At 60.8% G+C, this 12,886-nt stretch carries 10 protein-coding genes; all 10 read right to left on the reverse strand.

Going from position 1 to position 12,886, the window contains the following annotated elements; all coding sequences use genetic code 11:
• Positions 1–9: 9 nt before the first annotated feature.
• Complete coding sequence (locus A6U87_RS09815; RefSeq protein WP_065691070.1) at positions 10–870, reverse strand: ABC transporter permease; 861 nt, start codon at positions 868–870, stop codon at positions 10–12.
• Between the two features lies 1 nt (position 871).
• A complete protein-coding gene (locus A6U87_RS09820) occupies positions 872–1,819 on the reverse strand; it encodes an ABC transporter permease (protein WP_065691071.1) in 948 nt (315 codons plus the stop codon).
• A gap of 42 nt (positions 1,820–1,861) precedes the next feature.
• Positions 1,862–3,391: an ABC transporter substrate-binding protein gene (locus A6U87_RS09825; RefSeq protein ID WP_198928692.1), complete on the reverse strand. Its 1,530-nt coding sequence runs from the start codon at positions 3,389–3,391 to the stop codon at positions 1,862–1,864.
• A gap of 174 nt (positions 3,392–3,565) precedes the next feature.
• A complete protein-coding gene (locus tag A6U87_RS09830) occupies positions 3,566–4,462 on the reverse strand; it encodes a LysR family transcriptional regulator (RefSeq protein WP_065691072.1) in 897 nt (298 codons plus the stop codon).
• A 46-nt stretch (positions 4,463–4,508) separates the two neighbouring features.
• Positions 4,509–5,504, reverse strand: coding sequence for a P1 family peptidase (locus A6U87_RS09835; RefSeq protein WP_065691073.1), 996 nt, complete (start codon positions 5,502–5,504; stop codon positions 4,509–4,511).
• Between the two features lie 148 nt (positions 5,505–5,652).
• Complete coding sequence (locus A6U87_RS09840; protein ID WP_037115161.1) at positions 5,653–5,847, reverse strand: hypothetical protein; 195 nt, start codon at positions 5,845–5,847, stop codon at positions 5,653–5,655.
• Positions 5,848–6,369: 522 nt separating this feature from the next.
• Positions 6,370–9,297, reverse strand: a complete 2,928-nt coding sequence (locus A6U87_RS09845) for an aminotransferase (RefSeq protein ID WP_065691074.1) — start codon at positions 9,295–9,297, stop codon at positions 6,370–6,372.
• 117 nt (positions 9,298–9,414) lie between these two features.
• Positions 9,415–10,299, reverse strand: a complete 885-nt coding sequence (purU, locus tag A6U87_RS09850) for a formyltetrahydrofolate deformylase (RefSeq protein ID WP_065691108.1) — start codon at positions 10,297–10,299, stop codon at positions 9,415–9,417.
• A 135-nt stretch (positions 10,300–10,434) separates the two neighbouring features.
• On the reverse strand, positions 10,435–11,697 hold the full coding sequence (locus A6U87_RS09855; RefSeq protein WP_065691075.1) for a hypothetical protein: 1,263 nt from the start codon (positions 11,695–11,697) through the stop codon (positions 10,435–10,437).
• A gap of 5 nt (positions 11,698–11,702) precedes the next feature.
• Positions 11,703–12,764 (reverse strand): glycoside hydrolase family 5 protein, encoded by a 1,062-nt coding sequence (locus A6U87_RS09860; RefSeq protein WP_065691076.1) that lies wholly within the window; start codon positions 12,762–12,764, stop codon positions 11,703–11,705.
• Between the last annotated feature and the right edge of the window lie 122 nt (positions 12,765–12,886).

Here is a 12,886-nt window from a genome sequence, read left to right on the forward strand (position 1 = left end):
CGGTGGCACTCAACGGCTTGCTTCGCGCGGGTCGAGCCAGTCTCGCAGTCCATCGCCCAACATGTTGAAGCCGAACACCGAGAGGGTGATTGCAAGGCCAGGCAGGATTGCCAGCCACGGCGCGAGCGCGAGATAGGTCTGGGCATCAGCCAGCATACGCCCCCAGGTCGGCGCCGGCGGTGCGATGCCGAGCCCCAGGAAGCTCAGGCCGGCTTCGGTGAGAACCGCCAGGCCGAGCTGGATTGTCGCCTGCACGATGATCTGGCTGGCTATGTTTGGCAGCACATGGCGCACCGAGATCGTGAAGCGGGTATTGCCAATGGCTCGGGCAGCCAGAACATAATCGCGGCTCCAGGCCTGCAGGGCGCTAGCCAGCGTGACGCGTGCGAAAACCGGGATCATAAACGTTGCGATCGCGATGATGGCAGTCAATCGGCCCGGTCCCAGGAATGCGCCGAGCATCATTGCCGACAGGATTGGCGGCAGCGCGAATATGACGTCGCAGACCCGCATCAGCAGACTTTCGAAAGGGCCGCGCAGCGCGGCGGCGGAAACGCCGGCAATCGAACCGAGCGTGCCGCCGATCGCCACCGATGCGATCGCTATCGACAGCGAATTCCAGCAGCCGACCATCAACATCGACAGCACGTCGCGTCCAAACTGATCCGCGCCAAGAAGGCCGAAGGCGAAAGGCGGCTGGAGCTTGTGAATGATCTGCATCTTTGCCGGCGGCAGCGGCGTCCAGACCTGTGACAGCAGTGCGATGCCGACGAGAAACGCGACGACGGCACCGCCGACGACTAGGTTCATTCGCCGGCTCATTCTCGCCCGCCGGCGCCGCACGGTGATCTCGGTGGAAGCGAGCGCCATGTCACACGCCCTCCCGCAGCCGTGGATCGATCACCAGATAGGAAAGATCGACGATGAAATTCATGACGATGACGAGTGCCGCGAAAAACAGGACAACATCCTGCATCACGATGATGTCGCGTTGCGACAGTGCCTGATAGGCCAGCCTTCCAAGGCCGGGCAGATTGAAGACGTTCTCGACGAGAACCGCGCCGGCGACGAGGAAGGTGAACTGCAGGCCAAGGACGGTGAAGATCGGGACCAGCGCATTCGGCACGGAATGCCGCCACAGGACCTTTCCGGAGGATAGGCCCTTTGCGAGCGCGGTGCGCGTGAAATCCTCGTGCATCGTTTCCAGCACGGCTGAACGCGTCACGCGTGTGAGAACGCCTGCCTGCGGCAAGGCGAGCGCCACCGCAGGCATCAGCAACGCCTTAACGGCAGCCCATATGCCGGCATCCCAGCCCGGGAAGCCACCTGCCGGCATCAGCCCGAGCGTTGTCGAAAACAGAATGATCAAGAGCAGCGCCACCCAGAAAGCCGGAACAGCAATGCCGATCTGCGAGAACACGGAAACGACGACATCGATGATGCTGTTGCGCCGCGATGCCGCCAAAACACCAAGGGGGATGGCGATCGCCACGGACAGCACGATTGCCATCAACGCGAGCGGCAGGGTGACCGCAAGTCTCTCGACGATCAGCCCGGCGACCGGAACGCCGTAGGTGTAGGATTGTCCGAGATCGCCAGAAAAAACGCCGGCCAACCACTGGCCGTAGCGAAGCAGCAGCGGTTGGTCGAGGCCAAGATCATGGCGCAAGGCCGCCAAGGTTTCCGGCGAGGCCGACGTGCCCAGCATAATGGAGGCGGGATCCCCCGGCAGCAGATCCATCACCGCGAAAATCAGCAGCGAGACGACGACCAGCGTCAGCAGAAGACCGGCAAGGCGGCGCGACAGAAGCCCTATCATGTCTTGTCCATCGCAGTTCGCCCCGTCATAGCATCCTGCCGATCAGTCTTCCCAGGACACGTTGGACAACACGTTCGAAGGAATTGGCTCGTTCTGCCACAGGCCCCTCAACTTCTTGTCCCAAACACCGAGCTTCGGCATGACAAACAGATAGAGCGCCGGTACGTCCTCTGCGAGGATCGTTTGCGCCTCGGCATAGATCTTCGCCTGCTCTGCCGGATCAGCCGTCTCCTGAACCTTCTTCATCAGATCATTGAAAGCCGGATTCTTGTAGTTGAAGTAATAGGGATCGCGCGAATAGATATCGATGTCCATGGGCTCGGCATGGGCAACGATCGTCATCTCGTAGGCTCGATCCTTCATCACATCCTGGACCCATTTGGCCGGAAATTCGGTGGGCTCGATGTTCATGGTCACGCCGATATCCGCCAGCATGGCCTGCATGACCTGCGCGCTACGCGGTGCATAGGCCATTTGCGGCGACTTGATCGTAAAGGTGAAGCCGTTCGGATAGCCGGCTTCCACAAGCAGCGCCTTTGCCTTTTCCGGATCGTACGGCAGCTTGCCGGTTAGGTCGACATAACCGGGATCGTTCGGCGTGTAATGGCTGCCGATCGGCGTCCCGAGGCCCGACCAGGCGCCGTCCACGACGGTCTTGCGGTCGATCGCCATCATCAGCGCCTGACGCACGCGCTTGTCGTCGAACGGTTTCTTGGCATTGTTCATGCCCGCGACGACCTTGAGTTCGGTATTGCCGATCACGGTGGCGAGCTTCGCGTCTCCATCAAAGGAACTCATGAGTTCGGGCGCCGCGAATTCCGGGATTGCGTCGACATCGCCGGATTTCAGCGCTGCAGCCTGGGCCTGCGGATCGGCGATGAACCGGAACGTCACCTTGTCGAGCTTGATCGACGCGGTCTTGTTCCAATAATCCGCGTTCTTCTCCAGTTCGACCTTGTCGCCCTTGGCCCAGTTGACGAACTTGAACGGGCCAGTGCCGATCGGCTTGGTCTTGTCATCAGCCGCCGAATTCGGCGCGACCATCACCGACGCCGGCCAGCCGAGCCAGTACAGCAGGCTGCCCGTCGGCGTTGAGAGGTGCAGGACGAGTGTTTCCGGATCTGGCGTATCGATGGAGGCTATCGAGGCGAAGAAGCGCTTCTGCGGATTGACGGAATCCGCGCCACGAGCCCGGTCGAGCGCGAACTTGGCCGAGGCGGAATCGAACGTCTGGCCATCATGGAATTTCACGCCCGGCTGGAGCTTGAAGGTGTATGTCAGTCCGTCGGCCGAAACGTCCCAGCTTTTCGCCAGCTGCGGCTGCACCTTGCCGCTCTCGTCAATCGTCACCAGCCCCTCGAAGACGTTCTGCCAGGTGACCTGTCCGATTGCGACGGGAGCGGCGATCGTCGGATCCAGTCCTGTCGGTTCGACCGTCATGCCGAGGTTCAGGGATGTCTTGGCGGCTTGCGCGGGTGTCAGGCCGAAAATGACAAGGCCTGCCGAGATGGCTGCTCCGAGCGAAAGGCGCCGAACGAGACGCGCGGAGGGCGCGAGCGTGACCGTGATCATCATGTTCCCCTGTCTGGCCGCCGCTATCTGCAACTGGCCCTTTTCAAATAGAGTGTCACCGGGTCGGTGCGCACACAATGGCGATTTTGTGTGCTGGGTGTAGCCGAAAGAGCTACACCGGAATTTGCCGGCGGATGCAAGCCCGCCCGCCTAGTCTTTGGTTCCCGGCACGCCCTAGGCACGCTCGCGCATGAAGCGCTCGATAAAGTCGAGAAGCTTCGTCGCGGCGAAAGAGAGCTGGCGATCGGGCGCCACGCAGAGATCGACATGTGTGCGGATCGCGCTTTTTGCTCCCAGCGGCACCGCGCAGAGCTGGCCGGCCTCGATTTCACGGCGGACGGTCAGCGCTGGAAGCAGGGTGACAGCGGCACCGCTCAGCACCAACTCCTTCAGCATCTCCAGCGAACTGGTCACGAAGACCGGCTCGACCTGCAGCCTCTCCTTCTCCAACCGGGCATCGAAAGCCTGCCGAAAGCCGAAAGACTGATCAGGCAATGCCAACGCATAGTCTGCGATGTCCTTCAAGTGGACTTCGCTCTTCGTCGCCGCGATGTGGCCCGGCGCAACGATCAGGTCATAGGCAATCTCGGAGCGAAGGCGAACCTTGGTGCCGGACATCGGCGGCGCGAACAGCGTCACCGCGATATCCGCCTCCGCTCCATTGACCGCTTCGATCGCCTGCCTGGCGCTGGTGATGGTCACCTCGAAACGAAGCTTGGGATATTTCAGGCTGAACTGGGCAAGCGCCGGCGCAAGCAGATTGGCGACGGTCGCGCCGGTGGCATGAATGCTGACATACCCGCGCTGCAATCCCTTCAGGTCGTCGATCAGTTGCCCGACATGGTCGAGCTCGCGCAACGTTCGCCCGGCACGCGCCGCAAGCAGTTCGCCTGCCGCCGTGAGCTTCACGCCGCGCGCGCTGCGTTCCACCAGAGGGGCGCCGAAATGATATTCGAGATTTTCGATCTGCCGGCTGATCGCCGTCGGCGCGACATTCAGGTTCTCGGCGGCCTGTCGCATGGAATTGGTGCGCACCAGCTCATCGAAATACATCAGGGCCCGAATCTGCATGTCACCGTCTCCACCGCCTCAGGCACTGCCGATCTTCTTTAAGCAATCAGCAGCGATCCCGATAGCGGTCTTTCCATGCCTCTTGCGGGCCGGCGACCGGGAGTGCCGTGGCCTCATAGACCCCACGGGCGATGGCACGAGCCATGACCACCGTCGCGAGGTGACACAGCTCCATGAACTCGCGAAGGCCGTTGCACGGCTTCCTGCCAGTCGCCGCTGCGAAGACCGTATCGCCATCCAGTGGCAGATGTGCGGGGAGCAAGGCACGAGCGAAACCGTCATGCGCCATAATCGCCAGCCGATGGGTCTCGGCCTTGGTGAGGACGGCATCAGTGACGATCACGCCGATGGTGGTCGCCGTTGTGTCCATGCCCTTCAGCCGCATCGCCGTGTCGCTTTGGTTGATCTCCGAAGGCAGACCGAGACCCCCAAACTCGGCATTGCGCTCAAACGGGGCGGACCAGAAATGCGGCCCCCCGCCGACGGTTGCGGAGCCAAGCGCGTTGACGGCAACGATGGCGGCGATCGTGTGGCCGCCGCTGGTCTGTGCGCTGGCGGAGCCGATGCCGCCCTTGACGGTTGCCGTTGTCGCTCCGGTACCCGCACCGACCGTGCCGAGCACGAAACTCCCTTTCGCCGCCGCCTTGAATGCCTCGTAGCCCATGTCCCGGTAGGGCGATTGCACGCCCCAATCCTTGTCGCCGCCGTTCAGGAGATCCATCAGGATCGCCTGGGGAACGATCGGCACCCGCTGATTGCCGACGACAAAGCCCCGGCCGATCTCGCGAAGGCCAGCCTGGACGCCGCCGGCCGCATCGAGCCCGAATGCCGAACCGCCGGAGAGAACGAAAGCATCCACCTCGCCTACCGTCATTGATGGATCCAGCAACGCTGTATCCCGACCTCCCGGCGCACCGCCGAGCACCACGCCAGAGGCAGTCGCGGGCTCGTCGAAGACAATGGCGGTAACGCCCGAACCAAGCCTCAGATCGGTTGCATGGCCGACGGATAGGCCTTCGATATCGGTGAGAAGATTGAGCAAGCGCGATCCATCCTTACGTCGGGTCTCCCTGAATCAGGAGCGCGAAATAGGACCGCAAGGACGGCCAAAAAACAAGACCGGCCCTGCTGCTGGCAGGACCGGTTGGAAATCTTCGAAGGCTTTGTCGGGCCGTGGCCTCTTCATGCACTCAGGCATGAATGGGTCTTGGATGACGGCGGGTCATCAGATCGTGAATTGCCAGTTTAACCTCGGCCGGCGAGCTGAAATGCTGCTCGTCGAGGTCATGGACGTGAAACTTCACAGCGATGAACTTCAACCGGTTTTCATCCGGAATGACGATCCCAACGGGAACGCCTGCGTATTCGATAACTTCTTTTTTCATGCATAGAACTCCTGCCGCGCAGGATGCTGCGGCGATGGCGAATTGACTTGTCTGGTACCGTTGAAGGAGGACGAAGATCACATTCGACAGTTCGGGCGGGAGAGGGCGCCCGGACGGTCACTGCCAAACACAGATCGCCCAAGAAGCGTGGCAAGAATTTCGATATCAATCATGTCTCGTTCCTTTCCTTGGCGTTGCGCTTGTTTTAGGCCCCGGGATGTCGAGGCCGGCGATGACTGCATCTATTAATCTACTCTATTTGTAGAGAATAGATGCTAGTCTGTCAGAAACATATTCCGAAACGTGTCAAAATATCGACGATCCGGAAAATTTCATTCCACCATACGCGAACTTACCGAAAGACTCCTATCAAGACTTTGTGCAATTCGCGTGACGGTGAGAGGCTCTCTTTCGATCACGGGGCAGAGATAGGAGGCCGTGGTGATTCCGGCAATGGGGCATTTGGTTAAAAATCGGGAAGCCTCGAAATGACCGAAATGGTTAACGTCGGCTCGCCACTCATCACCAACCGTCAGTCAGCACCATTTCCAGCGCATCCGCGAAGAAATCGGCGCCTTCGACCGTCAAGCAAAGCGGCGGTTTGATCTTCAACACATTCAGGTGATCGCCGGTCGGCTGCATGATGACCCCAAGATCGAGCAGGCGACTGCAGATCGCGGCGGTCTCTTCGGTTGCCGGTTCGAGCGTCGTTCTGTCGCGGACGAATTCAAGCCCCAGGTACAGCCCCATGCCATGAACCGCGCCGACGAGCGGGTGGCGGTCAACCAGAGCGGCAAGCCGACTCTTGAGGTGATCGCCGACCAGACGCGCATTTTCCTGCAGCGATTCGTCCGCGAGAATGTCGAGAACCGTCATTCCGACCACGCAGCTCACCGGGCTGCCGCCCGCCGACGAGAAGAAGTAGCCCTCCTTCTGCAGCGATTCGGCGATCGCGCGGGTGGTGATCACCGCGCCGAGCGGGTGACCGTTGCCCATGCCTTTGGCGATCGTGATGATATCGGGAACCACACCTTGCTGTTCGAAGCCCCAGAAGTAATGCCCGAGCCGTCCGTACCCGACCTGAACCTCGTCGGCGATACACACGCCGCCACGGGCGCGCACCTGGGTATAGACCGCGGCGAGATACCCGTCCGGGAGCGAAATGCCGCCGGCGTTGCCGTAAACCGACTCGGCAATGAAGCCCGCGAGCCCATGCCCTTTTTCCTCAATCGTGCCGAGCGCCGACAGCACCGATTGCAGGTAATCGCCGGCGGAATCCGGCCCGCGAAACTCGCCCCGGTAGATATTCGGAGAGATGACCGGATAGACCCATTCAGGCCGGCTGGTCAGCGCCTGCGGATTGTCGGCAATCGACGTGGAGACAGCATCGCTGCCCACCGTCCAGCCATGATAGGCCTCCAGCAGGCAGAGCGTGTCACGCGCGCCGGTGTGGGCCCAGGCGAGCCGCAGCGCGAGATCGTTCGCCTCGGAACCGCTGTTGACCAGGAAGACCGTATCCAGCCCCTCCGGCGCCAACGACGCCAGCCGCTCGGAGAACTCGGCAATGGCGGTGAAGTGGAACCGCGAATTGGTATTGAGCCTCAACCACTGCTCGCTCACCGCCTCGGCCAGGCGCGGATGGCCATGCCCGAGGATCGTGACGTTGTTGACCATATCCAGATAGGCGCGACCTTCGACGTCGAAGAGGTACTCCTTCCAACCGCGCTCCATTTGCGGCGGGTTGTCGTAATAGTGCTTCTGCGGCACGGCGAAATGGGCCTGCCGTCGATTGAGGAGATCAGCTCCCTCCGAACTCGGCGCCTCAACGCCAATGCCGAGCAGTGCAGCCGGCGACGGGCAGAGTTGTGACCAGGCGAATGCCTGATGTGGCATGCAAAACAGCGGCGGCTCTGCGCCGTGGAGAGTGCAGAGTTGAACGCGAAGGCCGCCTAGCGATGATGCCTCGCCGGAAATCGCGCCAATCACCTGGCCCGCTTCGACGAAGGTCCCGTCCTCCGCCGACGCATCCAGTCCGGCCAGATGAAGTTTTATGCCCTCACCGGCCACGACGAGAGTGTGATTGCTCCGCTCGATCTTGCCGCCAAAGGGCGCGGCAACGGTAGTGCCGGCGGGCAGGCAAACATCGGTGTGCAAGGCATATGTCGCGGACGGGGTCACGCTTCGCAGATTAGCGCGCGACAGGCGGTACTCACCATAGCGCGTTGCCGCAACGCCGGCCTCGGCGGCTGCCCGCGCCAGCAATCGCCAGTCCATGTCCGCCTGAAACCAGTTGCCGGCGGCGAAATGCTGGCTTTCGACACCAAGATCAACGAACGCGATTTGCTGCGGGTCGAGATCCGGCAACAAGGGCTGCCAAGCTTCCGTCTCGACGGCTGCGACGGAGACACCGGCGGTCTTCAGGATTGCCGCTTCCATCACATCGAAGGGTGTCGATATCGCCGCGTCGAAGATTCGCCGCTCCAGCTCGAGATTTTTGCGGACGTATTCATTCTCGGGGTCGATGGAAATCTGCTGCTCGCTGCTCGCAACCAGAATGACCGCCCGCGCGACGACCAGTGGCCAGAGCGCCCGCAACTCCTCGCCGTTCAGCGGATAGATCTCGTGGTAGGCCCTGATCGCCGGAAGCACATAGAAGGGGTCGCCATCGGCGTGATGCAGCAGCGACGCGCAGGTCACGGCGAGATCGCCGACCACCCAGCCACGAATAATGTCGCCAAAGTCGATAACGCCATCCGGAATCAGACGACCGTGGCGGTCGCGGTGACTGACGACGTTGTCGCCCGTGACGTCGTGGTGAACCGCCTGCAGGCGAAGCGAGGGCGCGTAGGGCTGCACCCGCCGAACCGCCGACACCATCGTCTTGGCGATACGGTCGCGGGCGGCACTGTCGGTGATGGCCGAGAGCAGTTGCACGGCAACGGGGCCTGCGCGACGCAAGTCCCATTGCAGACTGCGGTCGAGGCCGGCGTGGCTGAAGTCTGACAGCGCCAGCGCCAGCCTGGCGCACAGTGCCCCGAGCGCAGACACCGATTCCGTCGGCAGATAGTGGTGCTGCGTCAGCCCCTCGCCTTCCAGATATTCGAGAACCCGCACCTGGAAGGTTTCATCGCGCACCGTGACGGCGACAATCTCCTGCCCGTCCGTCGAGGCGACGACTCTCGGAACGCGCGGCGCTTCCTGCTTGGCGCCCAAATGCCGGATGGCCGCGTTCTGCGCCTCGAGTTCGAGCGTCTCGTAGGCCATGTGGCAGATCTTCAGCACATAGCGATGCTCGCCGGTATCGATCCGATAATTACGATCCTGCTGGCTGCCGAGTTCGCTGATTACGCCCGATAAGCCATAACGCGATTCCAGAATCTCGGCAGCCTCCGCAGCCGTCACATCAGGACGCGGAAGCTCGAGACGCCGAGCAAGCGTTTCATCGGTCATGGCATTCCCCCACTGCGCGATTCGATTTTGCACAGTAAGCACTTAATCGATCGCTTGCCATCTGCAAGCGATGCGATCGCGTCAGTTGAATGCAGACATCAGAGAGTCGGCGGCCTGTCAGCCCATGCGCTCGGAGGCATAGCTCCCCGGGCTTGCAGGGAACACGATCGTGCGGTTGCCGTTGAGGAAGACGCGGCGATGGATATGGGCATGGATGGCGCGCGCCAGAACCTGGCTTTCGACGTCGCGGCCGATCGAGACATAGTCATCAGCGCTTTGCGCATGCGTGATCCGCGCCGTGTCCTGTTCAATGATCGGACCTTCGTCGAGATCGGCCGTCACGTAGTGCGCCGTCGCGCCGATCAGCTTCACGCCACGCTCATAGGCCTGCTTATAGGGGTTGGCGCCCTTGAAGCTCGGCAGGAAGGAATGGTGGATGTTGATGATCCGGCCCGACATTTTCCGGCACATGGCATCCGAGAGGACCTGCATGTAGCGGGCGAGCACAACAAGCTCGGTGCCGGTCTGTTCGACGAGATCGAGCAGCTGCCCTTCGGCCTGCGGCTTGTTTTCCTTCGTCACCTTGATGTGGTGGAAGGGAATGTCGTGGTTCACGACGACCTTCTGGTAGTCGAAATGGTTGGAGACGACGCCGACGATATCGATCGGCAGCGCGCCGATCTTCCAGCGATAGAGCAGGTCGTTCAAGCAATGGCCAAAACGCGAGACCATCAGCAGCACCTTCATGCGCTGTTCGCCATCGTGAATTTCGGCATCCATCCCGAACTTCTCCGACACCGGCTTGAACCCTTCCTGCAGTGCCGGAAGCGACACACCTTCTTCCGAGATGAAGCTGACGCGGGTGAAGAACTTGCCGGTGGTGAGGTCGTCGAACTGCGATGAATCGATGATATTGCAACCCTGCTCCGCCAGATAGTTGGCGATCGCCGCAACAATCCCTCGCGTCGACTTGCACGAGACCGTCAATACATAGTTCTTCATGGCTCTCATTCCTCTTTCGGCATCCGCCGGCCGGCCTGCTTAGATCAAAGCGAAGCAGGCAATCAAGCCGGCATCTGTCATTGCTCCAACAATCTGCCGGCTACACGCCACTGGCGCCGCTTCTTGTTACCGGCATCAGCTTACGGCAGAGCCGACAAGAGTCCGTTCCGCCTGCGCCGTCGAAACGCGTATCCCCGCCGTCGAGCCCTCGTTGAACTTGAGGAAGCCCACCAGCAGCCACAGGATACCTGCCGTCTTCATCGAGAAGATCGCAGTCGATCCTATCATCAGGTTCAGGAACATGAAGAGCGAGAGCGCATGGCACAGGCGCTTCTGATTCGGCGTCTGTCCTGCGGGATAGAAGGATACGAACAGCCAGAAAAGGATGAGCCCGAAGATCGTGGCGCCGTAGGTGATATAGACATAGCCGCTATCCACGAAGGTCGTCGCCTTCTCGAGCTCGAGGCCGAAAGTCGCCGGCACGTCCATGTCGATAATATTCCGGACCGTGCCGCTGATGCGTCCAACGAAGTCATCTTCGTGCGCGTCCGGCCGGAACGCATGGATGATGAAACCGACCACGACTATCCCCGGCATCATCAGAAAATCGCAGATCTTCGGCAGCCAGGGATAGATGACATAGCCGGCGACGCTGACGATGGTGAAAATCAGCATGGTGCGGGTGTCGTTGGTGACGAGGATCAAAACCACCGTCGATACGAAGATCAGGCGATCCAGCCACGTCAGGCGATTGGCGAAAGCGACCAGATAGATCACCATCACGCCGCAGAAATTGGCAAGCGACACCTGCTCGAGGAACAGCGACGAGGAGCGATGGTCGATCAGGCCGAAGGAGAAGCGTCCTTCGAAGCCCAGCGCGCCACGAAACAGGCCGCTATCGCTGTAGGTTGCCGGTGGCACGCCGCGGGTATTCTGGAAATACTCGGCGGGATGGAAAAGCCCGACATAGGCCGGCGTCGACAATATTTCGCAAACGAGCACGATCAAAACACAAAGACAGCACAGCCGGAAGGTGAGCTTGAGCGTGCGCTCATTGACCCATCGTCCCATGACGACGAAGGCGAAGATAATCAGGACATTACGCAGATGATCGACATAGCCGGAGCGATTGATGACCATCACGTAGATCGTCAGCACGATCGTTGCCAGGAGATAGGCGAGCGGCACCAGATCCGCCTCGAAAATGCCTTTGCGCAAGAGATAGGCGAAGCTGAAAACCAGAAGCAGGATTTCGCTGAGCACCACATGGCTCGGCGCCAGAGGCAGGAGGTTATGATTAATGAAGGCGAGGATCGCGTTGTAGATCACGCCGAGGACGCCCACGGCAAGAATGCTGTAGTCGATCGGTTCCTTTTCGGGAGCTGCCTTCCGCGCCATCGCCGTTAGTCCGCCACCGTTTCACACGCAGCCTTCGCCGGCAACGGTGCCTTGGCCGCCTTCTGCAAGACGATCATCTGCTTGCGGTCGTGACCGTCGTGGGGCTGAACATTCAGCGTTTCGGATTCGGGCCACCAGTCGCCGGCAACCCAATAAGTCCAGCCGAGCCACACATCTCCATTGTTCTGGATGTGATCAAGCACACGGGCAAGTCCTGCTGTGCACTCCTTGTCCTGCGAGACACCGAACTCGCCCAGGAAAACCCTGGCGTTATGCTCGCGCGCCCAGTCGGTCATTGCATCGATCGCTGCCAGCGCCTTTTCGTTTCCGGTGCACTGTGGATGTGTGCCCGACGAATCGTCATCGAAATACTGATGGACCTCGTAGGCAAAATTCTTGCGCGGATCGCGAACGCCCAGCATCACGGTGCCGTTCGCACCGCCGGGCCCGTCGGCCTGCCAGGAATGGGCGCCTGTCCACCGGGTACCGGGAACGAGAATGAGATTGTTTGCACCGGTAGCGCGGATGGTACGGATTGCCGCATTTGCCGCCTTGAGCCAGACATCGGCGGCAATATCATTCGGCTCGTTCATCAGGCCGAAAATCACGTCATCCTGCCCGGAAAACTCGACAGCCAGGCGTGCCCAGAATTCGGCGAAGGCAGACGCGGTGACCGGCGCCTGTCCGATCCGCGTCTTCTTGTAGGCAGCGTAGTTGTGCGGATCGAGAACGATGGTCAGTCCCTTCTCGCGGAGCAGAGCGACCGTGTCCTTGAGGCGCTTCAGCTCCGCCTCATCCAACGGCTTGCCAAGCTCAGGCTGCAGCCGTTCCCAAAGAAACGGCAGGCGTACGGTGTTCATGCCTTTGCTTGCGAAGTACGCGATCGTTTCCCGGGATGGATAGGCATAGGCCTTGAATGGCTCGCCACCCGGTTCCCCGAATTCGGCTCCTGATAGATTGACCCCGCGAAAACACGCTCCCGCGGCATTCGCCTGCCCCACCTCGGTCACGAGCAAAGCCAGGGCAACCGCCGCCAGGCGGCGCGGTAGTGACAGACTGGCCTTCATGGTACTCGCACCTATCCGGTTGGACGATCATTGCTGCATCGCCACGGATCTTAACGGTCCGTTAGCTAAGAATTTCTAAAGTCTCAGCCACTTCCGCCAAGAGTTTTGCCGGCGGGCAGCGA

The sequence above is a fragment of the Rhizobium sp. AC44/96 genome (genome assembly GCF_001692185.1).
GTDB lineage: Bacteria > Pseudomonadota > Alphaproteobacteria > Rhizobiales > Rhizobiaceae > Rhizobium.

What these genes read in the sequence shown, in the direction of transcription:
- A6U87_RS09815 (WP_065691070.1), bottom strand. Translation starts at nt 870, where the DNA reads ATGGCGCTCGCTTCCACCGAGATCACCGTGCGGCGCCGGCGGGCGAGA.
- A6U87_RS09820 (WP_065691071.1), bottom strand. Translation starts at nt 1,819, where the DNA reads ATGATAGGGCTTCTGTCGCGCCGCCTTGCCGGTCTTCTGCTGACGCTG.
- A6U87_RS09825 (WP_198928692.1), bottom strand. Translation starts at nt 3,391, where the DNA reads ATGATCACGGTCACGCTCGCGCCCTCCGCGCGTCTCGTTCGGCGCCTT.
- A6U87_RS09830 (WP_065691072.1), bottom strand. Translation starts at nt 4,462, where the DNA reads ATGCAGATTCGGGCCCTGATGTATTTCGATGAGCTGGTGCGCACCAAT.
- A6U87_RS09840 (WP_037115161.1), bottom strand. Translation starts at nt 5,847, where the DNA reads ATGAAAAAAGAAGTTATCGAATACGCAGGCGTTCCCGTTGGGATCGTC.
- A6U87_RS09845 (WP_065691074.1), bottom strand. Translation starts at nt 9,297, where the DNA reads ATGACCGATGAAACGCTTGCTCGGCGTCTCGAGCTTCCGCGTCCTGAT.
- purU (WP_065691108.1), bottom strand. Translation starts at nt 10,299, where the DNA reads ATGAAGAACTATGTATTGACGGTCTCGTGCAAGTCGACGCGAGGGATT.
- A6U87_RS09855 (WP_065691075.1), bottom strand. Translation starts at nt 11,697, where the DNA reads ATGGCGCGGAAGGCAGCTCCCGAAAAGGAACCGATCGACTACAGCATT.
- A6U87_RS09860 (WP_065691076.1), bottom strand. Translation starts at nt 12,764, where the DNA reads ATGAAGGCCAGTCTGTCACTACCGCGCCGCCTGGCGGCGGTTGCCCTG.